We start from the raw sequence: 21,581 nt of genomic DNA on the forward strand, positions 1-21,581 counted from the left end.
TTTAATCTTTTTTAAATCATGAGCTTAGCGAATTAAAGTTTATAAATAACTCATTTTTCTAGCATTTTCAGCAGTTCTTTTTAATAGAGTTAAAACTCCAATCATGTCGGTTTACACACCGTTGTTCAACCGCCACTATGGCCTTGAAATCGCCTCCGGCATGCACTTTTCCAGCATCTGTCGGTTATATCGGGTGGCATAGTCAATCCGTTGCTCAAACTCCGCCTCCTTGCCCATCTCAATCACATCACCGAACCCTTTCAGATAACGGACTCCGCACCGGGTTCTCGCTTCTGCTTGCAATGACTCCACAACCCCGGGAGCCATACCGCCACGCCCGCCGCGCACGATGAGCCGATAATCCTGAGCGGCAAGACTCTCATCTATTGCCTCGGTCAGTGATGCGGCCACAACAGGCGCTGTGCAGATATGCAGAAACAGCAAACTGACGACTAACCGTAATACCTGCGCCATCCAGCTGCACCTCCCATCAGGATGATCACAATGATACTCACCGCGCCACCACCACCGCCGCCACCCGCATTGTTGTCGGTAATGACATTTGCACTTTCCGTAGTGGCAGACGCATTACCTCTTATCCCATTGATAGAGAAAAAAATATTATTGCTGCAAGCCAGCTTCAGCCTGGCCGTGCTGGTCAACGGTGCTGGCAACACCACACTGGCCGACCCGTTATTAGCAAGCCCGCTTGCCAGCGTCGTCCAGCTAGAACCGCCATTCTGTGTCAGTGCCAAATCCACGCTGGGACAATTGATAGGAGGCTGATCGGTTCCAGCAACATTCCATGTCACTAGCTGAGTGCTTCCCGCTGTCATGGCGCCGATCTGCGGAGCTGTGATAGCAAATGCCGCACCGGTATTGATCACCTGAACCACCATTTCATCACTGCTGACCGCGCCCTGACCATCACGTACGGTAAGGCGGAAGTGGAGATTGCGATTGGTCGCAGGCCATGCCTCTCCTTTGGCCAAGACACCCGATATCAGAGAGCTCATGGCGGGCAATGTTCTGCGGGGATCCGATGTCGGAGAAACAAAGCGAAACAGCGGGCGGGTTCCATCATCCACCATGGTTGCCACACTGTAAGATGCAGTGCCAAGATCAACCTGCTCCCAGGTGTAACTGAGGGGATTACCATCCAGATCCTGTGCACTACCGACAAGAGTGAAAGGCGTATTGGCGGGGATCACCCTATCCCCCCCCGCATCCACAACCGGCGCGTTATTGGTAAGCGCCAGGTCGGTGCCACAGGAGGGCCGAGAGGCCATCAGGGCCCGCATCTGCTCGATCGACTTGCTGTGAAAGAAAGGTGTACTGTTAACCTGCAGATTCTCCTCACCACAGATCCCGGCATAGGCCATGATGGTCGAGCCGCTGCCCGGCTCCCAAGCAGAACTAGCCTGACGACCCGTCGCACAATTGTCGGCCATGCCATTGAAGGAGTGCTCAGCCCCCAACTGGTGCCCCAATTCGTGAGCCACATAATCAATAAAGAATGCATCACCGACAGGCGGTGAGACTCCGGTCATACCCCGTGAACGGCTGAAAGAATTGCACAGTGATCTCAGGGTCGCCACCCCGCCGCCGGATGTCGCCAGCAGATGGCCCAGATCAAAAGAAGGATTGAGCAACAATCCCTGTTGGGTCTGATTGATGGCGATATCCTGAGTCGAGTTGGTGAAAGGATCCGTCGCAGGATCAGTGAAAATCACCTTGTCTGTATCGGCTGCAAGCTGAAACTCGGCCCCCACATCACGGCTATAGACTTCATTGACCCGATTAAGCAGTGTTGCAATGGCCGAGAGTGCAGCAACCTTGGTACCACCATGATACTGGGTATATTCCCCGGTTGCCGAGATGGCGATGGTGTAGCGCTTGCGCAAATTGCCATCGACCAGCACAGCTCGTTCACGCTCGATACCATGAGGATCAATAACCTGATCCACATCCTGTCGCCGCCAGGCATCCTGCTGCTCATAAACGGCATAGGAGAAACCGTCCTGCAGCGGATCGATATAAAAGGTACTCCCCTGATGGGTAAACATACCGTGAAAACCATGTATGGTGACATCAAATCGGCCTGTATCCGCCGCCCGATTGATAGCCTTTCCACTGTACGTATTGATAGATGGATAACGCTGGGCCAACGGCTCCGGGAGCAAAGCATTGGGATGAACATCAAACTGCACCGTAGTGCCATCCGGCAATGGCAAGGTCAACACGCTGGCAAGCTTCCCGGGTTCAAAAGGCTTGTCCGGAACCACCACTCTGACCTTTTCAGCTCGCACATCATAGGTCCCTCCCCTTTCCAATTCCTCATCCATGAAGGTCCACTGTGGTTCTGCCGCAACCTCAATAGACAAACTGGTGATAATCACCGCAATGCCATGCTTCATAGAGCCTCCTTGCCCTATCTTGGTGACAACAAGTATGGTGCAGCGTCAATTGATGATCTGCGTGACAGACAGAAAAGAAAATTCGCACAAAACTTCTGTCACGCTTAAAAATCCTGCTACTACCGATCTACACACCTCCGGTGAAACAAGCGGACTCCATTCAAAAGCGGAAAAAATGAAGGCGCCATTGGCGCCTTCACGGATAACCAGGGGCAGAAGTGCCCCTCATCTGGGTGGGTATATTAATGTATTACTGCTTGTCTGCACCCGATGCTACCGGGCAATGAATCACCATGAGCTGGTTATACTCGCTGGCATAGGCACGCAGCTTGGCATGAGCCTCTTTCTGCTCGGGTCTTATCACATCACCCAAGCCATCCAGATAGCGGACCCCACAGCGCGCTTTGGCCTCAGCTTGCTGCTCGGCTGCAATACCGGGGGCAAACTCTCCCCGCCCAGCAATCACGATAAGACGATAATCCTGCCTGGCGAGATTCGCACTCAGCTCCTGTTCCAGCGTGCCGGCATCAACCTGACAGCCGCCGAGCATGGCAAGCAGCAACACAGCTATCCCCCTCATCTGCGCCTCCGTTGCCAGCCGAGCAGCGCCAGCGCCAGAGTCCACACCCCGAGCGCCCCACCACCGCCGCCGCCACCTGAAGTCGAGCCACCTTGTACCAGAGGCAGTTTGAGGGGGCTGATGGCAAAGAAGATATTGTCGCTGCAAGCCACTTTCAATCTGACGCTGCTGGTGAGATTGCCCGGCAGCGTCACAGTGGCCGAGCCGCTGTTAGGCTGGCTGGTGGCCAGGGTCGCCCAGCTTGAGCCCTCGTTCTGGGTCACCGAGATATCCACCTTGCTGCAACTGATGGGGGCCACTGTGGTGCCAGCCACGTCCCATGTCAGTGACTGACTGCCCCCCGGCGTGAGAGAGACCCCGGAAATGGGGCTGGTAATGCGAAATGCCGCGCCGGTATTGACCACTTGCACCTTCATATCATCGCTGGCGACCCCCCCCTGACCATCTCGCACCGTCAATCTGAAATTGAGATCCCGATTGGTGGTCGGCCAGGCCTCCCCTTTGGCAAGATTGCCGGAGAGCAAGGAAGGCAAACTTGGCAGGATCCGCTCCGGCGATGCCGTGGGAGAGACAAAACGGAACAGCGGCCGGGAGCCATCGTCAATCATGGTGGCTGCACTACTCGATGCTGTGCCCAGATCGATCTGTTCCCAGGTATAGAGCAGAGGGTTACCGTCCAGATCCGAGCCCGCGCCCTTGAGGACAAAGGGCGTATTGGCCGGGATCACATAATCGTTGCCGGCCGCGGCCTGCGGGGCATTATTGCTCAACGGGAGTGTGGTTCCGCAGCTCGATACGGTCGCCATATGCGCTCGCATCTGCTCGATGGACTTGCTGTGAAAATAGGGATCGCTGTTTGGCTGGATATTCTCTTCACCGCAGATCCCGGCATAGGCCATGATGGAGCTGCCGCTGCCCGGTTCCCACGCCTGGCGTTCCTCGCGGTTACCGCCGCCGCAGCTGCCGGTGGTACCGTTGAAGGTATGTTCGGCACCAAACTGGTGACCAATCTCATGGGCCACATAGTCGATAAAGAAGGCATCCCCCACCGGCTTATCGGAGCCCGTCATCCCGGCTGATTTGTCCGCGGTACAGAGCACGCCCAATCCCGCCAGACCACCGCCCCCGGTGTTGACCACATGACCGATGTCAAAGGCACCCAGTTTGGGGCCGTCTTGGGTCTGGGCAGATTGCTGCACGACGATATTGATGTCGATATCCCTGTCATCATTCTGGAAAGGATCTGTACCTTTATCGGTAAAAATGATGGTGTCGTTGCCGCTGGCCAGCTGAAACTCCACCCCCAGGTCGCGCCGATAAACCTCGTTCACCCGGTTAAGCAGAGTGGCGATGGCTGCGGTGGCCAGTACTTTGGATCCACCGTGGAACTCGGTGTACTCTCCCGCAGCCGAGATGGCGATGACATAACGCTTACGCTCGTTACCGTTAACCAGCACCTGGCGGGCCAGCTTATCAGGCCGGGTACCGATCACCTTGTCCGCTTCCTCCTCCAACCGGCTATAGGCATCCTGCTGGTAGTAGACGGCATAACCATCGGCATCGCGCAACGGGTCGACAAATACCGTCTTGCCACGATGGGTAAACATGGCGTGAAAGCCCAATGGCCCCAGATCAAAACGCCCGGTCTCTACCGGTGCTGCCGGATTATAGCCCTTGAAGGTCAGGATCTCGGGAAATTTGGCCGCCTGATCGGCCGGCAGCAGATCATAGGGCTGCAGGGTGAAGGTCACGTCTCCGCCGTCGGGCAACGGCAGAGTCAACTTGCTTGCTCCCCCTTGCAGCCCAGCAAAATAGTCGAGCGGCACCTTAACGACCCGAAACTGATGGGCCCGTACCTCATAGCCATCGGCTGCCGTGGCACGGGCGGCCACAGTGCCCCACTCGTTAGCCATCAGGCCGGTTGAGCCCAACAAACCGGCCACCAGCAAGGCCAACTTAGAGTACTTCGTCATATGCATTGTTTTTAGTCCCTGTATTAATGCAATCGCCTGAATTGCGGCCTGTACTTTATTTTTATTCGGCCACATCAATACGAAACTGAAGCAACCCTTTCCACCATTCCCGCGTGGGGAGTGTTGCGTCAACCCCGTCTACCCCCTATCATTGCGCGGATTTGTCAATTTTAGAACTGCCCCTCTTCACAAAGGTGCGGTTCATCTTTATCTGGCCAAGGTTAATCTCATGCTCAAATCCCCACTGTTGCCCCGTTTCGGGGATCTGGTCGTTGCCATTGTTGACGATGTGCTCGGTCAGGGTCTTACCCTCGACCGCGCCTATGCCCGTCACTTCTCCGGCATCGAACTCAAACCGCAAGAACAGGCAAGGATTGCCCTGGTCACCGGCGACCTGCTGCGCCGTCTCAGCCTCTATTGCTTCCTCACCGGCATTCAGGTGCGTCAGGCCGAAAAGAACGTCTGGCCGCTGTTGCACAGCTGGCATGCCTTCCACAAAGTTGCCCAGCCCAACAACCCGACCCTGGATCGCTTCAATGAAGAGGCCTTCCGCCGCCGCCTGACCGAGGCGAAGAAGAACCCGGTATTGATGGATGGCTGCCCGAGCTGGCTGGAGAAACTGGGCAGCGAGCAGTTGGGCGAAGCCTGGCCTGCCGAACGCGCCGCCCTGGCCTGGATGCCCAAGCGTTACCTGCGAGTCAACACCCTCAAGTGCACCCGTGATGAACTGCAAGCCATGCTGGCCAAAGAGCAGGTCACCACCATTGCAGTGGAAGGTGTGGAAACAGCCCTGCAGGTCACCTCCGATGCGGCCCTGTTTCGCACCAAGGCCTTCGCCGATGGCTGCTTCGAACAGCAGGATGCAGGTTCCCAGCACATCGCTGCCGCGCTCGACGTCGCGCCCGGCATGCGGGTGATCGACGCCTGCGCCGGTGCCGGTGGCAAGACCCTGCATCTGGCCGCCATGATGAAAGGCAAAGGCCGCCTGCTGGCAATGGATGTAGAAGAGTGGAAGCTGGAAAACCTCAAGCAGCGCGCTCGTCGCGCCGGTGCCCACAACGTGGAAACCCGGGTCATCACCAGCAGCAAGACCGTCAAGCGCCTCAAAGAGAGCGCGGATCGCCTGCTGCTGGACGTGCCCTGCTCCGGTCTGGGCGTACTCAAGCGCAATCCGGATGCCAAATGGCGTGACACCGCCGAGCGCCTACCGGTACTGGTCGCGCTGCAAGAAGAGATCCTGCAGCGCTACAGCCAGATGGTGAAGGTAGGTGGTCTGCTGGTCTATGCAACCTGCTCCATCCTGCCCGAGGAGAACCGTCAGCAGGTGGACAAGTTCCTCGCGGCCAACGAGCACTTCCGTCTGCGTGACGATCACACCGTGAGCCCGTCCGAGACCGGCTTCGACGGTTTCTACATGGCCCGTATCGAACGGATTGCCTGATCATCGTGTCCAGCATAGAAAAGGGGAGCCGCTGGCTCCCCTTTTTGTATTTTGACTACGGCCTTTATTATTCAGCTGCCGCGTCATCCTGCTTGTACTTGGTGGCAGTTTCTTTAATCAGAGACTGCAACTCGCCAGCCTGGAACATCTCGATCATGATGTCACAGCCACCGATCAGCTCACCCTCAACCCACAGCTGGGGGAAGGTCGGCCAGTTGGCGAATTTTGGCAATTCGGCGCGGATATCCGGATTTTGCAGGATATCAACGTATGCAAACGGCTCGCCGCAGGACATCAGAGCCTGGGAGGCCTGGGCAGAGAAGCCACAGCTGGGTAGCTTGGGGGAGCCCTTCATGTAGAGGATGATGGGGTTGTCAGCCAGCTGCTGCTTGATCTTTTCAATAGTTTCCATAGGTGCCTCACTAGAGCGATTTCGGCGGCCATTCTACTGCAATCTGGCCAGAGCACAAACTGACAAAGGGGTGACACGGTTAGAATTGCGCAAAGAACCCACACAGGATTGATCGCGATCATGGCGCCAATCAAGAGTTGTTAGGCCATCTTTGATACTGCTACAATCCCTTGGCTTTGGGCTACCCAGCCCCATCATTTTAAAAACAACTCTTTTCACATATAGAAAAGAGTACGCAATGTCTTGCAACCGTCGCCTTCGCACGGTCCAGCCAATGGAGAGTAGAAAATGGCATTCGAACTTCCCGCTCTGCCCTATGCAATCAACGCTCTGGAACCGCACATCTCCCAGGAAACTCTGGAATATCACCACGGCAAGCACCACAACACCTACGTGGTCAACCTGAACAATCTGGTGCCGGGTACCGAGTTTGAAGGCAAGTCTCTGGAAGAGATCATCAAGACCTCCAACGGCGGCATCTTCAATAACGCCGCCCAGATCTGGAACCACACCTTCTACTGGCACTGCCTCTCCCCGAATGGTGGTGGCGAGCCGACTGGCGCCCTGGCTGATGCCATCAACCAAGCATTCGGCTCCTTCGCCGAGTTCAAGGATGCCTTCACCAAGTCTGCCATCGGCAACTTCGGCTCCAGCTGGACCTGGCTGGTGAAGAAAGCTGACGGCTCTCTAGCTATCGTCAACACCTCCAACGCCGGCTGCCCGCTGACTGAAGCCGGTACCACCCCGCTGCTGACTGTTGACCTGTGGGAGCACGCCTACTACATCGATTTCCGCAACTTGCGTCCGAAGTACATGGAAACCTTCTGGGCTCTGGTTAACTGGGAATTCGTGGCCAAGAACCTGGCTGCCTAATCAGCCTCGCTTGCCAAAACGCCCCGCACTGCGGGGCGTTTTTTTAGCTCCTGATAGCAAAGAAAGTGAAAAGGCGCCCACAGGCGCCTCTTTTACATATCGGGATGACTCGCTTACTGGTCCAATTCGTCCATATATTCATCCAGATTGACATCGTCAGCCTGCTCTTGCTGCGACGCTTTCTGCTCGCTCTGCTTGCCCGTCACCTTGTTCTGGTTGTGCTGCAGATAGAAGTCCTTGGTCAACGCATACGGGTCGAGGGCGTTGTCAATGATCCGCTCCTGATCGATCAGCTTGGCGCGTGTGCCCAGTCCATCCAGCGCCCAGTGTGCGAACTTCATCGGGAAGGTCAACAAGGCATAGGGGAAGTAGAGGCTGTCAATCGCATCGCCAACCAGCTCTCGGGTGGTGGTCGGGCCATAGACGGGCACCATGATATAGGCACCTTCACCGATATCGGCGCGGCCCAGCACGGTATCCATCTCCAGCTTGTTGCGCTCAAGGCCTGCATGCTGGGCCACATCGAAAATCCCCAACAGACCGACTGTGGTGTTGAGGGTAAAGCGCCCCAGGTTAGTGCCAGCCCCTTTTAAATCACCGGTGATCAGGTGATTCACCATGCTGCTCGGTTCATCAAAGTTGGCGACAAAGTTGGCTATGCCATCCTTCACACTCACTGGCACATAACGGGCATAGCCATGTACTACCGGACGTGCCACATAGGGTTCCAGCACATCATAGTTGACCGCCCACATGGCCCGGTTTGGCCCTTGGAAGGGGTCACGGGGATCGGCCGCCGTACTGGTGGCACCCGGATTATTTATGCCGGGATTGAGATCCAGACTCTCTGGGCCAGGCTTGGGTGGACCACCGGCACAGCCAGCCAGCAAGAGGGCTGCCAGTATGGCCCCTGAACGAAGATACATATGATTGTCCTGAGGTTTTATTTCGATTTATCAGAAGTATAGATAACCCGGCCCCTATCCAGGGGCCGGGTTATCCAAAGCCATATTAGAGGGCGTGATCGATGCGGATGTCAATCGGGACAGCAGGGATCTCGGTCGTCTTGACCGGCACGGATACCCCTTCGAAGGCTCCTTCCTTGTTCATCACATTGCCACCGCGCGCGAGACGCGCCTTGAACTGCAGCTCCGGATAGGCCGCCAGCTTGCTGCCTTCCATCATGGCATCGCCATCTCCGAGTGAGAGGGTAACAGGCAAGGTTGGCCCTGCGATACGCTTCACGGCGATGGGCATGGGCGGCCCGTTGGGCACCACAGCAAAGACGAAGAGGTGGGCATCTTCCGGCATCTGGATGCCTGCCGCCAAGGTGACGTGGATGGGGAACTCTCCCTCCTTCACCGCCAGCGGTTTCCCCTCCACTTCACCTGCTTTGGCAATGCCTGAATTCGTCACCTCGATACCACGCTGCTTGAGCTGCGCACGGGCATATTCCATGGAGCGCTCAACCATCACATAACGGGGAGAGCCTTTCTCCATCAAGGGCAACATCGCCTGCCAGCGATCCAGAGCGGTCTGGAAATCCTCTTTCTGCAACGCCATAAAGGCATAGACTGAGCGCGCTTCGATATTGTCCGGCGCTTGTGCAATGGCGGCCTGCAACAGGGCATCTGCTTGCGCTTCATCCCCCGTCATCATCAGTGCCTGGGCGTAAGGCACCGCCACCAGCGATTTCTGGGGGGCAAGCGCGTAAGCCCGCTCCAGCGCCTCACTGGCCATCCCGGGATCATTGCCATCCAGCGCCAAGCGTCCCAACAACAGCCAGCCACGGTAGTCGTTCGGTTCATCCTTGAGGCGGGTGCGCAGTGCCAGCATGAAATCCAGCAGGTCCTGTTCGGTCACCTCGGCATCACGTTCTACCAAAATGCGGTTACTCAGCTCACCGAGACGGCTGCTGGCATCTTGCCAGCGAGCCACCTCTTGCCAGGAGCCCAGCTTGTAGTAGAGCCCCAGACTCACCACCACCAGCAGCAGGGCCCCCGGGATCCAGACCAGACTCTTGCCACTGCGGGCGGTCTGCTCCACATCGGGAATATCATCCAACAGGCTGCGCTGCAGCTCGACCAGCGAATCGGACTCCTCAGCCAATACCCCCTGCTCGCGCTCTTCACCAATCTCCAGCAGCCGCTGGCGATAGAGCTGCTTGTTGAGATCCGAGCGACTGATGCTCTGCTTGCCTTCACCACGCCAAAGCGGCACAACCAACACCAGACTCACCAGCACCAGCAAGCCCGCAATCACTATCCAAAAAGCGGTCATTGTTTCTCTTCCTCTTTGAGCAGCTCGGCCAAACGGCGGCGCTCCTCCTCGCTCAGGGCGTTATCCCGTTGTTCTTTTACCGCAGGGGGCCGGCGGCTTCGCATCACGACCACGGTGCCACCGATCAGGATCACCAGCAGCGGGCCGAGCCAGAGGATCAGGGTGGAAGCCATCAGGGGCGGGTTATAGAGGATAAAGTTGCCATAACGGGCCACCATGTAATCCACAATCTCCCCTTTATCCTTGCCCTCGCGCACCATCTGGTAGGTCTTGTCGCGCAAGTCCTTGGCCAGCCCGGCATTGGAGTCGGCGATATCCTGGTTCTGACATTTGGGGCAACGCAGCTCCTTGGTCAGTTCGCGAAAGATCTGCTCCTGATTATCGTTGTCGAAGGTGTAGACATCGATGGCGGCCATAGCTGGCGCTTGTACCCCCCATCCCAGCAACAACAACAGGGATGCAATAAACAGTTTCATCAGGCTTCCCCTCACTTCATGGCATCAAAGATAGGTTTGAGGGTCGATGCCCAGTTCTCGGGGTTGATATCCCCCACGTGGCGATAACGGATGATCCCCTCGCTGTCGATAAAGAAGGTTTCCGGGGCGCCGTACACCCCCAGATCCAGCCCCAGCATGCCGTCCGGATCATAGAGGTTGACCTGATAGGGGTTGCCCAGCTCCGCCAGCCATTTGATCGCCTTGTCACGCTCATCCTTGTAATTCATGCCGATGATGGGAATGCCCTGCCCCGCCAGTTGTTTGAGGTAGGTGTGCTCGCCATAGCAGGTCGGGCACCAGGTGGCCCAGACGTTGAGCAACATGGGACGACCGGTCAGGATGGTGCGGTCATGCTGTTTACCCAAATCATAAATATCCTGCAGGGTGAACACCGGTACCTCTTTGCCCACCATCACGGACTCAAGCTTGGTAGGGTCGGAGTAGAGCCCCTTGAACAGGAACACCGCCCCCAGCAAGAAGACCATAAAGGGGATTAAAAACAACCAGGTCTTTCTGTTCATGGCTTGGCCTCCTCCTCACGACGGCCGAAACGGTAACGCTTGTCCAGCATTGCCAGCACGCCACCGATAGCCATAAAGGCACCCCCAAACCAGATCCAGCGCACGAACGGCTTGTAGTAGATCCGCACCGCCCAGGCCCCATTGTCGAGCTGTTCCCCGAGCGCCGCATAGAGGTCGCGGGTGATACCGGCATCGATAGCCGCTTCGGTCATCGGCATCCGGGTCACCTTGTACATCCGCTTCTCTGGCTTGAGCAGGGCGACTTGCTTGCCATCCCGATGCACTTCCAGCACCCCCTTGAAGCCATCGTAGTTGGGGCCGTTATGCTCTTTGATCCCGGCAAAGACAAATTCGTAATCGGCAAAGTGCACCCGATCACCCGCCTGCATCCGCAGATCCTTCTCGATGCTGTAGTTCTGGGTACAAGCGATGCCGATAATACTCACGGCAAGGCCCACATGACCGAGGATCATGGCCCAGTGGCTGTTGCCAAGCTTGCGCACACCGATGACAAAGGGGTGTTTGTGGGTGGCACGCACCCAGGTTTCCTGAACGCTGGTAACGATGATCCAGGCCCCCAGACCAATCCCTACCGCCGCCCACGGTTTGAAGGTTTCGGCAAAAAGCAGCGGCAATAGCAGGGCTGCAGCCAGGCTCAGCACCAGTGCCACTATCACCTTGCTTTTGAGTTCGCCAAGATCCTGGCGACGCCAGCGAAACAGCGGGCCAACCCCCAACAACAGCGCAAACGGGATGATCAGCCAGCTGTAGATCTGGTTGAAGAAAGGGGTACCGATAGAGATGCTGCCAAGCCCCAGCTCCTTGTGCACCAAGGGCAACAAGGTGCCGAGCAGAACGGTCAACAGGCCCGCCACCAGCATGACGTTATTGGCCAGCAACAGGGTCTCACGGCTCCATAACTCGTGTTTGCCGTGGCTCTTCACCTGCGAGCCTTTAAAGGCAAACAGCAGCAAGGATGAGCCGATCACCGCCAGCAGGAAACCGAGAATAAACAGGCCACGGGTCGGGTCAGAGGCAAATGCATGGACCGATACCAATACGCCGGAGCGCACCAGGAAGGTACCCAGCAGGCTGAGCGAGAAGGCAGAGAGAGCCAGCAACACGGTCCACGCCTTGAAGGTGGCGCGCTTCTCGCTCACCGCCAACGAGTGCAGCAGAGCGGTACCCGCCAGCCAGGGCATGAAAGAGGCGTTCTCTACCGGGTCCCAGAACCACCAGCCACCCCAGCCGAGCTCGTAGTAGGCCCACCAGGAGCCGAGCACGATGCCAAGGGTCAGGAATACCCAGGCTGCCATGGTCCAGGGGCGCGACCAGCGGGCCCAGGTCGCATCGAGACGGCCGGTCATCAGCGAGGCAATGGCAAAGGCAAAGGCCACCGAGAAACCCACATAACCCATGTAGAGCATCGGTGGATGGAAGATAAGACCCGGGTCCTGCAGCAGTGGATTGAGGTCACGGCCATCGACCGGAAAGTAGGGCAGCGTGCGGGTAAAAGGATCAGAGGTGAACAGCACGAAGGCGGTAAAGCCAACCGAGATCAAGCCCAACACGCCGAGTACCCGCGCGACGGCATCAAGTGGCAAACTGCGACTGAACAGGGCTACCGCCGCAGTCCAGCCACCCAGGGTCAGGACCCACAGCAGCAGGGAACCTTCGTGAGCCCCCCACACCGCCGAGATGCGATAGGCGAGCGGCAACAAGCTGTTGGAGTTGGTGGCCACATACTGCACGGTGAAGTCGTTGTCGATAAAGGCCCAGGTCAGGCAAAGAAACGACAGCAGCAGCAACAAAAACTGGGCATAGGCGAGTGGACGGGCTGTCGACATCATGCCAAGGCGCCCCCAACTGGCACCCAGCAACGGGTAGCTACCCAGCAGCAAGGCGGTGGCAAAGGCCAGGATCAGCGCAAATTGGCCTAATTCCGGGATCATGAAGAAATTCCTTTCAATTGAACGATGGCAACAGCCGCATCACACACGGCAAGCAAAGCAGAAAAGGCAAACGCTACAGGGCTCACTGCTTGGCGCCCTTCAACTGTGCCTCGGTATACTCAGGCTTGAAATGCATCCCCTTGGTCGCGTCGGCCACTTCCGGTGGCATGTAGTTCTCATCATGCTTGGCCAGCACTTCGAACGCCTCGACGGTGGTGGCATCCTTGAGGGTGCCCTGAGCGACAATTCCCTGCCCTTCACGGAACAGATCCGGCAGGATGCCATCGAATTGGACGACCACCTGATGGCCACCATTGTCGATCAGATTGAAGGAGACCTTGAGGCTGGTCGGGTCACGCTGGACCGTACCAGGCACAACCAGGCCACCGATCCGCAGACGTTGACCCTCTTCCGGCTTAATCTTGTCCGGCCCTTTCCCCTCCACTAACTCACTCGGGGTATAGAAGAGGTCAATATTCTGACTGAGGGCGTAGAGCACTAGCCCGCTGACGGTGGCCAGACCCAGGGTGATGGCCAGAATGATGGTGAGGCGTTTTTTACGTCTCGGGTTCATAGGGTGTTCTCCATCTGCCGGGCCGCCTTGCGACGGGCCTCACGAGCCTGTTTTCTGCGCAACTCGCCAAGCAAGCTACGGGTTTTCATACGGGTAGAAATGACAATGCCGACCAGACACACCAGTGTCATGCCAAAAGAGAGCCAGACATAGAAGGCGTAACCGCCCATCGCCATAAAATCACTGAAAGAGGCAAAGTGCATGCTTACTTCTCCTGCTCGGCAAGAGCGATGACCCAGGGACGATGCCACTCCCGCAGCAAAAGTTCATTGCGAAAACGCATCAGAGTCAGTGCCCCGAGAAACGCGGCAAACGCCAGGAGCATGATAAGCAGTGGCCAGAGCATCTCGGGGGAAATGGAGGGTTTAGCAAATTTGGTGATGGTGGCACCTTGATGCAGGGTGTTCCACCACTCCACCGAGTAGTGAATGATCGGCAGATTAATCACCCCCACCAGTGCCAGAATACCTGCAGCACGGCCTGCCACTACCTTGTCGCTAAAGGCGTTGTAAAGGGCAATCACGCCAAGGTAGAGAAACAACAGGATCAGTTCCGAAGTGAGCCGCGCATCCCACACCCACCAGGTACCCCACATCGGCTTACCCCAGGCCGCACCGGTAAAGAGGGCGATAAAGGTAAATACGGCGCCCACCGGTGCAATGGCTGCAACCGTCATGTCCGCCATCCGCAGCTGCCACACCAATCCGATAAAGGCAGCCACCGCCATGGTGGAGTAAGCCCCCATGGAGAGAATGGCGGAAGGCACATGGATATAGATTATCCGGAACGAATCCCCCTGTTGATAATCCGCCGGCGCAAACGCGAGGCCCCAGACAGTACCGATCACAAACGACAGCAGACTAATCACCGCAAACCAGGGTAACAAGTTACCGGCCAGTTGATAGGCACGCTCCGGTTTGGCATAAGGGTGCAACCATTTCCACATAGCTCACAAAACCTTTTTGTTATTAATCGTTTGGCGAGGCCTACCATACCGACCACGGGGCTGCATCAAATACCCCGAAAGCAATAAGCGGCGCTCTCCTTGATCCATCGCAACATTATTTTTTATAAAAAGACTCCGTTCGGAGCCAAACCTAATTCAACTCACCGCCATCAGTTGAGGCTGACTCGCAACGCCGCCGCTACAGCCAGCGGTGTCAATGTCAGGGCCCCCACCAGCATGGCTGCCAGAATGGCAAGCTGGCCGTCATAGGGCAAGCTCATCCCTGCCGCATCAATGGCGGATGTGGCAAAAATCAGTACCGGAATATAGAGCGGCAGGATCAGCAGACTGAGCAGCACTCCCCCTTTACGCAGCCCTACCGTCAACGCAACCCCGACCGCGCCAAGCAAGCTCAGCACCGGTGTGCCAAGGGCCAGTGTCGCGACAACGGCCAGATAGGTGCTCATATCCAGCGATAGCAAAATCGCCAGCAAGGGAGAGATAAGCAGCAGCGGTAATCCTGTCAGCAGCCAGTGAGCAACCACTTTCGCCAGCGCCAGCAATCCCAGCGGATACGGCATCAGCATCATCTGCTCCAGCGCGCCATCGGTAAAGTCGTCGCGAAATAGTCGCTCCAGCGACAGCATGGCCGCCAATAGCGCCGCCACCCAGATAATCCCCGGAGCAATACGGGCCAGCAGTTTGGGCTCCGGGCCAATGCCTAACGGAAACAGAGTGATGACGATGAGGAAAAACCAGAGCGGATTGAGAATATCGGAACGCTGACGCAGGGCTATCAGCAGTTCACGGTGAATAAGATGCATAACAGCGCGCAACATGAAGTTACTCCTGCAATGTCGAGCTAACGGGGGTCAACGAAATGGTCTTCAGTTTTCCCTGCATCAGGGTCAGATCCTGATGGGTGGTGAGGATCACCATGCCCCCCCGCTCGGCGTGGGCCAGAAAGAGCTGCTCGAGCACCTTGACCCCCTGCTTGTCGATGGCCGTAAAGGGCTCATCGAGGATCCAGAGCGCCGGTTTTTGTGACAGCCAGAGTCTGGCCAGAGCCACGCGGCGTTGTTGACCGGCGGAGAGTTGTCCGGCCGGGTTCTCTTCAAAGCCGGCCAGCCCTACCTTGGCCAATATCTGCCACAAATCGCTCTCTGCCTGCTGCGGGTGATGCAACTGCTGGTAGAACTTCAGGTTTTCCAAAGGGGTCAGTGCCGCTTTGACGCCGGGCTGATGACCGAGATAGAGCAGATGAGCATGATACTCATCACGGCAGTGACGAATATTCTCCCCATTCCAGTACACCTCACCGGCAAATGGCTGCGACAACCCGGTCAACAACCGCAACAAACTGGTCTTGCCGACCCCGTTGGGCCCTTCAATTTGCACCAGTTCGCCGGGTTCTACGGAGAAAGAGAGGTATTCAAACAGAGTGCGATCTTCGCGCACGCAGCTCAGATTGTTAACTTGAAGCAGCATGGGGATGTTTTCAGAGAAAATGAAGCGGTCTGCATCTTAACACAGTATTGGAATACGTCTTTTCAAAGAGGCAACAATTGAACGGACTGGCGACCGGGATCACAAAGAAAAATGTGGTGGAAATACCCCGCTCAACGCAATTGGGGGAAAAGCAGCTTCGCCATAACATTCAGGAAGGCAATTGCCTTCCTGAATCATCAAGAGCGGCCTTTTCGCAATGATATCAAAAGCTCGGCTTCTGCCTTTGGCAACTCGCACTCACTCATGACCTCATCAAGATCGGCGCCCAGTTCGACCATCTTGGCCGCTCGGCTGTAGAGCCTGCGTTCGGGATCCTGCATGGTCAGCTCTTGCTGGCGATCATTCACCTGCTGCATCGCCCCTTCAACCGACTGCAGACGCTGCCCCATGCCAATGGCACCGGTATGGAGTTCCATCATCTGCTTGCGCAGGCTCTCAAGCTGACTTTGCAGCGTTACCACACTAGCCTCGGACTCCTGCTTATTGCGCTTGCTCTTGAACCAGATATAAGAGGCAAACGCCAAGGCAACCAGGGACACCCCCAAGGCAACCATCTCGATTATCAAACCATCACCTTACTTATCAGAGGGAACCGATATCTTCCCACTCTTCATCAGAGAGCAACTTGTTCAAGTCAACCAGGATCAGCAGTTGCCCATCGCGGTTACTCACCCCCTGAATAAACTTGGCACTCTCTTCAGTGCCGACTGCAGGTGCTGCATCAATCTCGGAAGAGCGCAGGTAAACCACCTCTGCCACACTGTCAACCATGATGCCAATCACCTGCTTTTCGGCCTCAATGATCACGATGCGGGAGTTTTCACTCACCTCACCGGAAGGCAGACCGAAACGGGAACGGGTATCGATAACAGTCACCACATTGCCACGCAGGTTGATGATGCCCAACACGTATTCTGGCGCCCCCGGCACCGGCGCAATTTCGGTGTAGCGCAACACCTCCTGAACCTGCATCACATTGATGCCATAGGTTTCGTTTTCCAGTTGGAAGGTTACCCATTGCAGCACTTCATCTTCGGCCAGATTCTGTGCGATATTGCGCTTTTCTGTCATGCTTTTATTCCTTTTATAAAAACGTCTACTGCTAAAACTAGCAATAAAACAGCTCGATTGCAGAAGTTATCAGCGACCTTCTATGTTAACCCCACGCTCCAGCAACAGGAGCAGTTCGCGAACATGTAACAGGGCACACATTTTTTCTTTAACCATACCCGCCAACCAGGGACGCTTGCCCTCTTGATGGCGCCATTTCACTTGGTCCCGGTGTAACAATTCAGTCCCTTTGAGATGATGGCAAGCTAATCCCCAGGGTGATTCACCAAGCATAATCAGATACTTATAATCATCCATCTCTAGATGTTGACCCGGCATGACCCATTGGGCAGTATCAACCACATTCATCTTCTGCTCGCGGGAAGTCATGATCCCCTTGTACCAGCCCGGCTGGCCAAACAGGGAGGTGATCTCGCCCAGTTGATGAATGCCACCAAGCTCGGTCAACGGCACGGCGAAAGTGACGCCGGCAACTTCAAAAAAGAGGGCCTGAAACTCTTTGTCGGTATCGATATTTTCCCAAGCGGCAGGTTCACTGGCTTCTAGCGGAGCAACCTCCAGCGCCGTCTCGGTCAGGATGGTAGTATGGGGCTCTGCAACATCAGGCAGCAAAACTTCCGCAGGCCATTCAGGCTCCACCGGCAACAGTGACTCTTCTGCCACAATCTCCAACGGAACAGTAAGGGTCACCTCCTGGGTGAAGGCGTCATTTTCAAACTGGACCTGCCCTACCTGAGCCAGCAGCTCACCCAGCTGGGCAAGCCGCGAATCGCGTTCAAGGTAAGGGGCCGCGACCACATCGGGGATACTCTGGGGTTGACGTTGCAACTCTAAAACTGGCGCAGCTTGGACTTCCTCCACCTCATCCAGCACCAGCGGCTCATCGAGCAGCAGGGAGTGGAAATAGTCATCCATCGCCCGAACTTGAATGGTATCTCTCATGCCGTCACCTCATGAACCCGTTGCCGCTCAAGGGCATCAAGATGGTTGAGCAGCGTTTCGTATGCATAGGTTCCACGACTCCCGGGAGAATAAATAGACGGGGGGATATGCAGCAAGCTGGCATCCCGGAACTTGGTATCAATAGGGATCACCGCATTCCATACCGAATCACCATATTGATCCTTGATCGATTTCAAGGTCATCAGAGAAGCACGGGTGCGTTTGTCGAACATGGTCGGGATCACGGTATAACGGAACTTGTCACGCTTGGAACGCTGCATTATCTCGAATGTTTTCATCATCCGCTCCAACCCCTTGAGGGCCAGAAATTCGGTCTGGACAGGCACCAGAATGCGATCACAGGCTGCCAGTGCATTGACCATCATCACCCCCAGCACTGGCGGACAATCGATCAGCACATAATCATATTGCTCCTGAATCCGCAGTAGTGCCCGCTTCAGTACCAAGCCCATCCCTTCACGATTGCCCATGACTCGATCAAGGGTCGCCAGGGTAATAGACGCTGGCAATAAATTGATATTCTCGAACTTTGTCTTTAGCGTCAGTTTATTGACTAGTTCAGCGGTCGGTTTGACCGCTTGAAACAGCTCATAAAGGGTTCCATCCAGACGATCTGAATCAAAATCAAGATATGCAGTCAGCGAAGCATGGGGGTCGGTATCAATCAACAGCACCCGCTGACCACGCTGGGCCAGGATCCCCGCAAGCGAGACCACTGTGGTGGTTTTACCCACACCACCTTTCTGGTTGGCAACCGTCCAAACAATCACTGTTTCAATCCTGCCTTGTTGTTATGCGTATGCCACCACCTGGCAAGGTGATCACCTTTATTTCTCCTGCATCCGCCGCCTGCTGCACAGCAGGTGCCGACTCGGCAACCACCGGGGGCGATGCAACTACAGGGGGCGGTGGCACCCAGGCAAACTTGGAGATAGCTACCACGACCTTGCGATTCTGCAATCTGCCCTGTTCACTGCTGTTGTCAGCAAAGGGGGAAAACTCGCCATATGCTTCAAACGCCAGACGCTGGGGGGCGATACCATCGGCAATCAAACCATTGAGTACCGCCTCGGCACGAGCGGCAGAGAGCGCCCAGTTAGAACGATAAATTTCATTATTTATCTGCTGGTTATCGGTATACCCCCGAATCCTTACGTAGTTATCGACCGGTTTGAGAATACTTGAAAGAGTATTAATAATCGGCGCTGCATTTGGCCCCAAAAAGGCGCTGCCGCTGCCAAACAACAAACCAGAACTGAGTTCAACCGTCAGCCAGTTCTCATCTTGCGTCAATTTGACGATGCCGGTATCCACCAGCGATCCCATGCTCTGTTGTAACTGCGTATCGAGTTCAGCAAGTGTCGTGCCATCTTGCAGCACTGGCACACCAGATATGGGAGCAAGTGAAGGGGAAGGGGATGCTGCACTTTCCAGCAAGGATGGTGACGCAGAGACCGCATTGTCCAGCAGGAAATGACCCTGCCCTTCCAGCAAGCCATTGCTGCCAGCCTGCATGACACTGAACGCCTGACTCATACCAGCGATCACTGCCTGGTACTTATCTTTGTTTACAAGAGCAACTGAGTAGAGCACCACAAACAGGGCAAAGATCAGTGTCATATAATCAGCATAGGAGACCAGCCAGCGGTCAAGATGCTCGCGACCCTGCAAGTGCAACCCATAGCGCTTGCGCATGGCTACTCTCCTTTCAAATAGGCCCTGAGTCGACGCTCAACCTGCACTCCATTTTCACCATGAGCGATAGCTAATAGCCCTTCCAGGGTCATCGCCTGAAAGAGTGTATAGTGATAGTGAAATGCGCGCAGTCGGTTGGCGATCGGCAAGTAGATGAGGTTGGCAAAACCCACCCCATAGATAGTCGCCACAAATGCAACGGCTATGCCTGTCCCTAGCGCCGATGGATCTTCAAGATTAAACATAGCTTGGATGAGGCCCAGTACTGCACCGATGATCCCGATGGTCGGACTGTATCCCCCCATCGCTTCGAACACCCGAGCTGCATGTTCATTGCGCTCCTGCTCGATATCGATGTCTGCTTCCAGCAGCATCCGGATATCCTCTATAGATACCCCATCGACAATCATCCCGAGCCCTTGGCGGGTAAAGCTGTCCTCCTCCTGCTCTGCCTGATTTTCAAGAGCCAGCAGCCCTTGCTGACGCGCAAAAACGGCCCATGATTGCAACCGTTCAGCTTGCGTCAAGAGATCTTGCCGAGGAGGGGTCAGAAACCATAACAACTGACGCAACGCTAGCAGAATGTACTTGGCTGGGGTTTGCAATATCACGGCACCGACTGTACCGCCCAACACGATCACAAAAGCGGGTCCATCCACCAGCGTCAACAGGGAGGCGCCATGCCACAGTTGGGCAATAGCAATCGCCCCCAATGCCAGGAGCAGACCGAGCAGACCCATGATTAGCGCCCCAACTCAACCAGAATACGCTGGGCCACCTTATCCAGAGGGAGTGATTCGCTGGCAATTCCCGCTTTGGCTACCGCTTGGGGCATACCATATACCACGCAGGAAGCCTCATCCTGAGCCCAGATGGTTGAGCCCTGCTCTTTCAGCAGTCTGGCGCCATCACGGCCATCTGCCCCCATACCGGTCAGTACAATCGCCAATACCTTGTCAGCATAGGTCTTGGCCGCCGAGGCAAACGTGATGTCCACGCAAGGCTTGTAATTTACCTTGTCGTTGCCATCAACGATCCGAATACGGGCACCTGCACCACGACCTTCCAGCAGCATCTGTTTACCGCCTGGTGCCAGATAGGCATGCCCCGGCTTGAGCACATCGCCATCTTCTGCTTCCTTGACGCCAATCTGGCATAACCCGTTGAGACGGGCTGCAAATGCTGCAGTAAAGGTCGCGGGCATATGCTGAATAAGCAGGATGGGATGGGGAAAATCCCCCGGCAACTTGGTCAGCACATTTTGCAGAGCCACAGGCCCACCGGTAGATGTGCCGATTGCCACCAACTGATAACTCTTGCCACTTCGCTTGAAGGAAGCACTTGGAATAGAACGCTGCAGATCCGACTGGCGATCTGGCGTTCTGGGCACTGTGCTGCCCAGAGGCGATCGAACAACCGGCTCTGGGGCTTTCGGACGGGCAGCTGATGTCATCAGGAAGCGTTTGCGAGAGATTTCCTTCACCCGCTGTTGCAACAATCTGACCGCTTCGTCCTTGTCTCTGGCAATGTCCTCAAACTTTTTGGGCAAAAAGTCGAGAGCGCCGGCGTCAAGTGCATCCAGCGTCGCCTTGGCCCCCTCGTGCGTCAGGGAGGAGAACATCAGAATGGGGGTTGGGCACTTGGCCATTATCTCACGCACAGCACTGATGCCATCCATCACGGGCATCTCGATGTCCATGGTGATTACATCAGGGCGCAGCGATATCGCCTTGTCTACCGCTTCACGTCCATTCTGGGCCGTATCGATCACTGTCAGCATGGGATCCTGATTGATGATCTCGCTCACCCGACGGCGAAAGAAGCTCGAATCGTCGACAACTAATACCTTAACTGCCATTGTTATTTTTCTAACTCCT

At 55.9% G+C, this 21,581-nt stretch carries 24 protein-coding genes; 2 read left to right on the forward strand and 22 right to left on the reverse strand.

Going from position 1 to position 21,581, the window contains the following annotated elements; genetic code table 11:
* Positions 1-135: 135 nt before the first annotated feature.
* From BN1117_RS06800 to BN1117_RS06815, 4 genes are all read right to left on the reverse strand, one after another.
* On the reverse strand, positions 136-474 hold the full coding sequence (locus BN1117_RS06800) for a hypothetical protein (protein WP_040095956.1): 339 nt from the start codon (positions 472-474) through the stop codon (positions 136-138).
* Positions 453-2,417 carry a reprolysin-like metallopeptidase gene (locus BN1117_RS06805; RefSeq protein WP_040095958.1) on the reverse strand — a complete coding sequence of 655 codons (1,965 nt, stop codon included), beginning with the start codon at positions 2,415-2,417 and terminating at the stop codon, positions 453-455. Before BN1117_RS06805 ends, BN1117_RS06800 begins: the two co-directional genes overlap by 22 nt.
* A 250-nt stretch (positions 2,418-2,667) precedes the next feature.
* The gene (locus BN1117_RS06810; protein ID WP_040095959.1) at positions 2,668-2,997 is read right to left on the reverse strand and encodes a hypothetical protein; all 330 of its coding nucleotides are present in this window, start codon (positions 2,995-2,997) and stop codon (positions 2,668-2,670) included.
* Positions 2,994-4,976 carry a reprolysin-like metallopeptidase gene (locus tag BN1117_RS06815; RefSeq protein WP_040095961.1) on the reverse strand — a complete coding sequence of 661 codons (1,983 nt, stop codon included), beginning with the start codon at positions 4,974-4,976 and terminating at the stop codon, positions 2,994-2,996. Before BN1117_RS06815 ends, BN1117_RS06810 begins: the two co-directional genes overlap by 4 nt.
* A 223-nt stretch (positions 4,977-5,199) precedes the next feature.
* Here BN1117_RS06815 and BN1117_RS06820 point away from each other — a divergent pair, with 223 nt between their 5' ends.
* Positions 5,200-6,411: an RsmB/NOP family class I SAM-dependent RNA methyltransferase gene (locus BN1117_RS06820; RefSeq protein ID WP_040095963.1), complete on the forward strand. Its 1,212-nt coding sequence runs from the start codon at positions 5,200-5,202 to the stop codon at positions 6,409-6,411.
* A gap of 67 nt (positions 6,412-6,478) precedes the next feature.
* On the opposite strand, the gene BN1117_RS06825 is transcribed toward BN1117_RS06820, so the two are convergent.
* Positions 6,479-6,823 carry a Grx4 family monothiol glutaredoxin gene (locus tag BN1117_RS06825; protein WP_040095964.1) on the reverse strand — a complete coding sequence of 115 codons (345 nt, stop codon included), beginning with the start codon at positions 6,821-6,823 and terminating at the stop codon, positions 6,479-6,481.
* Positions 6,824-7,111: 288 nt separating this feature from the next.
* Between BN1117_RS06825 and sodB the strand changes: the two genes are divergently transcribed.
* Entirely contained in the window at positions 7,112-7,696 is a 585-nt protein-coding gene (gene sodB, locus BN1117_RS06830; protein WP_040095966.1) for a superoxide dismutase [Fe], read from the forward strand.
* Between the two features lie 113 nt (positions 7,697-7,809).
* Here the strand turns inward: sodB and BN1117_RS06835 are convergent, their stop codons facing one another.
* The 17 genes from BN1117_RS06835 to BN1117_RS06915 all read right to left on the reverse strand — a co-directional run bounded on the left by BN1117_RS06835 (position 7,810) and on the right by BN1117_RS06915 (position 21,562).
* Entirely contained in the window at positions 7,810-8,622 is an 813-nt protein-coding gene (locus BN1117_RS06835; protein ID WP_040095968.1) for an MlaA family lipoprotein, read from the reverse strand.
* 85 nt (positions 8,623-8,707) lie between these two features.
* Positions 8,708-9,976, reverse strand: coding sequence for a c-type cytochrome biogenesis protein CcmI (gene ccmI, locus BN1117_RS06840; RefSeq protein WP_040095969.1), 1,269 nt, complete (start codon positions 9,974-9,976; stop codon positions 8,708-8,710).
* Positions 9,973-10,452: a cytochrome c-type biogenesis protein gene (locus BN1117_RS06845; RefSeq protein ID WP_040095971.1), complete on the reverse strand. Its 480-nt coding sequence runs from the start codon at positions 10,450-10,452 to the stop codon at positions 9,973-9,975. Before BN1117_RS06845 ends, ccmI begins: the two co-directional genes overlap by 4 nt.
* 11 nt (positions 10,453-10,463) lie before the next feature.
* Positions 10,464-10,994 carry a DsbE family thiol:disulfide interchange protein gene (locus BN1117_RS06850; RefSeq protein ID WP_040095972.1) on the reverse strand — a complete coding sequence of 177 codons (531 nt, stop codon included), beginning with the start codon at positions 10,992-10,994 and terminating at the stop codon, positions 10,464-10,466.
* The gene (locus BN1117_RS06855; protein ID WP_040095974.1) at positions 10,991-12,946 is read right to left on the reverse strand and encodes a heme lyase CcmF/NrfE family subunit; all 1,956 of its coding nucleotides are present in this window, start codon (positions 12,944-12,946) and stop codon (positions 10,991-10,993) included. Before BN1117_RS06855 ends, BN1117_RS06850 begins: the two co-directional genes overlap by 4 nt.
* 82 nt (positions 12,947-13,028) lie before the next feature.
* Positions 13,029-13,520, reverse strand: a complete 492-nt coding sequence (gene ccmE, locus BN1117_RS06860) for a cytochrome c maturation protein CcmE (protein WP_040095976.1) — start codon at positions 13,518-13,520, stop codon at positions 13,029-13,031.
* Positions 13,517-13,723 carry a heme exporter protein CcmD gene (ccmD, locus tag BN1117_RS06865; protein ID WP_040095977.1) on the reverse strand — a complete coding sequence of 69 codons (207 nt, stop codon included), beginning with the start codon at positions 13,721-13,723 and terminating at the stop codon, positions 13,517-13,519. Before ccmD ends, ccmE begins: the two co-directional genes overlap by 4 nt.
* Before the next feature lie 2 nt (positions 13,724-13,725).
* A complete protein-coding gene (locus BN1117_RS06870) occupies positions 13,726-14,466 on the reverse strand; it encodes a heme ABC transporter permease (RefSeq protein WP_040095979.1) in 741 nt (246 codons plus the stop codon).
* Between the two features lie 170 nt (positions 14,467-14,636).
* The gene (gene ccmB, locus BN1117_RS06875) at positions 14,637-15,305 is read right to left on the reverse strand and encodes a heme exporter protein CcmB (RefSeq protein WP_040095980.1); all 669 of its coding nucleotides are present in this window, start codon (positions 15,303-15,305) and stop codon (positions 14,637-14,639) included.
* Between the two features lie 4 nt (positions 15,306-15,309).
* Positions 15,310-15,954: a cytochrome c biogenesis heme-transporting ATPase CcmA gene (gene ccmA, locus BN1117_RS06880; RefSeq protein WP_040095982.1), complete on the reverse strand. Its 645-nt coding sequence runs from the start codon at positions 15,952-15,954 to the stop codon at positions 15,310-15,312.
* Between the two features lie 197 nt (positions 15,955-16,151).
* The gene (locus BN1117_RS06885) at positions 16,152-16,529 is read right to left on the reverse strand and encodes a DUF2802 domain-containing protein (protein ID WP_040096058.1); all 378 of its coding nucleotides are present in this window, start codon (positions 16,527-16,529) and stop codon (positions 16,152-16,154) included.
* 28 nt (positions 16,530-16,557) lie between these two features.
* Positions 16,558-17,046, reverse strand: coding sequence for a chemotaxis protein CheW (locus BN1117_RS06890; RefSeq protein WP_040095983.1), 489 nt, complete (start codon positions 17,044-17,046; stop codon positions 16,558-16,560).
* A 69-nt stretch (positions 17,047-17,115) separates the two neighbouring features.
* The gene (locus tag BN1117_RS06895; protein ID WP_040095985.1) at positions 17,116-17,988 is read right to left on the reverse strand and encodes a chemotaxis protein CheW; all 873 of its coding nucleotides are present in this window, start codon (positions 17,986-17,988) and stop codon (positions 17,116-17,118) included.
* A complete protein-coding gene (locus BN1117_RS06900) occupies positions 17,985-18,779 on the reverse strand; it encodes a ParA family protein (protein WP_005353663.1) in 795 nt (264 codons plus the stop codon). Before BN1117_RS06900 ends, BN1117_RS06895 begins: the two co-directional genes overlap by 4 nt.
* Positions 18,780-18,783: 4 nt before the next feature.
* Entirely contained in the window at positions 18,784-19,704 is a 921-nt protein-coding gene (locus BN1117_RS06905) for a flagellar motor protein MotB (protein ID WP_040095987.1), read from the reverse strand.
* 2 nt (positions 19,705-19,706) lie between these two features.
* Positions 19,707-20,444, reverse strand: a complete 738-nt coding sequence (locus BN1117_RS06910) for a flagellar motor protein (protein WP_040095989.1) — start codon at positions 20,442-20,444, stop codon at positions 19,707-19,709.
* Positions 20,445-20,446: 2 nt separating this feature from the next.
* Positions 20,447-21,562: a protein-glutamate methylesterase/protein-glutamine glutaminase gene (locus BN1117_RS06915; protein ID WP_040095990.1), complete on the reverse strand. Its 1,116-nt coding sequence runs from the start codon at positions 21,560-21,562 to the stop codon at positions 20,447-20,449.
* Positions 21,563-21,581: the final 19 nt, after the last annotated feature.

Origin of the sequence: Aeromonas australiensis, from assembly GCF_000819725.1 — a bacterium.
In the GTDB taxonomy this organism is placed as follows: domain Bacteria; phylum Pseudomonadota; class Gammaproteobacteria; order Enterobacterales; family Aeromonadaceae; genus Aeromonas; species Aeromonas australiensis.

Bases quoted from the DNA above. Each gene is read 5' to 3' on its own strand.
- BN1117_RS06800 (WP_040095956.1), bottom strand. From the start codon at position 474: ATGGCGCAGGTATTACGGTTAGTCGTCAGTTTGCTGTTTCTGCATATC.
- BN1117_RS06805 (WP_040095958.1), bottom strand. From the start codon at position 2,417: ATGAAGCATGGCATTGCGGTGATTATCACCAGTTTGTCTATTGAGGTT.
- BN1117_RS06810 (WP_040095959.1), bottom strand. From the start codon at position 2,997: ATGAGGGGGATAGCTGTGTTGCTGCTTGCCATGCTCGGCGGCTGTCAG.
- BN1117_RS06815 (WP_040095961.1), bottom strand. From the start codon at position 4,976: ATGCATATGACGAAGTACTCTAAGTTGGCCTTGCTGGTGGCCGGTTTG.
- BN1117_RS06820 (WP_040095963.1), top strand. From the start codon at position 5,200: ATGCTCAAATCCCCACTGTTGCCCCGTTTCGGGGATCTGGTCGTTGCC.
- BN1117_RS06825 (WP_040095964.1), bottom strand. From the start codon at position 6,823: ATGGAAACTATTGAAAAGATCAAGCAGCAGCTGGCTGACAACCCCATC.
- sodB (WP_040095966.1), top strand. From the start codon at position 7,112: ATGGCATTCGAACTTCCCGCTCTGCCCTATGCAATCAACGCTCTGGAA.
- BN1117_RS06835 (WP_040095968.1), bottom strand. From the start codon at position 8,622: ATGTATCTTCGTTCAGGGGCCATACTGGCAGCCCTCTTGCTGGCTGGC.
- ccmI (WP_040095969.1), bottom strand. From the start codon at position 9,976: ATGACCGCTTTTTGGATAGTGATTGCGGGCTTGCTGGTGCTGGTGAGT.
- BN1117_RS06845 (WP_040095971.1), bottom strand. From the start codon at position 10,452: ATGAAACTGTTTATTGCATCCCTGTTGTTGTTGCTGGGATGGGGGGTA.
- BN1117_RS06850 (WP_040095972.1), bottom strand. From the start codon at position 10,994: ATGAACAGAAAGACCTGGTTGTTTTTAATCCCCTTTATGGTCTTCTTG.
- BN1117_RS06855 (WP_040095974.1), bottom strand. From the start codon at position 12,946: ATGATCCCGGAATTAGGCCAATTTGCGCTGATCCTGGCCTTTGCCACC.
- ccmE (WP_040095976.1), bottom strand. From the start codon at position 13,520: ATGAACCCGAGACGTAAAAAACGCCTCACCATCATTCTGGCCATCACC.
- ccmD (WP_040095977.1), bottom strand. From the start codon at position 13,723: ATGCACTTTGCCTCTTTCAGTGATTTTATGGCGATGGGCGGTTACGCC.
- BN1117_RS06870 (WP_040095979.1), bottom strand. From the start codon at position 14,466: ATGTGGAAATGGTTGCACCCTTATGCCAAACCGGAGCGTGCCTATCAA.
- ccmB (WP_040095980.1), bottom strand. From the start codon at position 15,305: ATGTTGCGCGCTGTTATGCATCTTATTCACCGTGAACTGCTGATAGCC.
- ccmA (WP_040095982.1), bottom strand. From the start codon at position 15,954: ATGCTGCTTCAAGTTAACAATCTGAGCTGCGTGCGCGAAGATCGCACT.
- BN1117_RS06885 (WP_040096058.1), bottom strand. From the start codon at position 16,529: ATGGTTGCCTTGGGGGTGTCCCTGGTTGCCTTGGCGTTTGCCTCTTAT.
- BN1117_RS06890 (WP_040095983.1), bottom strand. From the start codon at position 17,046: ATGACAGAAAAGCGCAATATCGCACAGAATCTGGCCGAAGATGAAGTG.
- BN1117_RS06895 (WP_040095985.1), bottom strand. From the start codon at position 17,988: ATGAGAGATACCATTCAAGTTCGGGCGATGGATGACTATTTCCACTCC.
- BN1117_RS06905 (WP_040095987.1), bottom strand. From the start codon at position 19,704: ATGCGCAAGCGCTATGGGTTGCACTTGCAGGGTCGCGAGCATCTTGAC.
- BN1117_RS06910 (WP_040095989.1), bottom strand. From the start codon at position 20,444: ATGGGTCTGCTCGGTCTGCTCCTGGCATTGGGGGCGATTGCTATTGCC.
- BN1117_RS06915 (WP_040095990.1), bottom strand. From the start codon at position 21,562: ATGGCAGTTAAGGTATTAGTTGTCGACGATTCGAGCTTCTTTCGCCGT.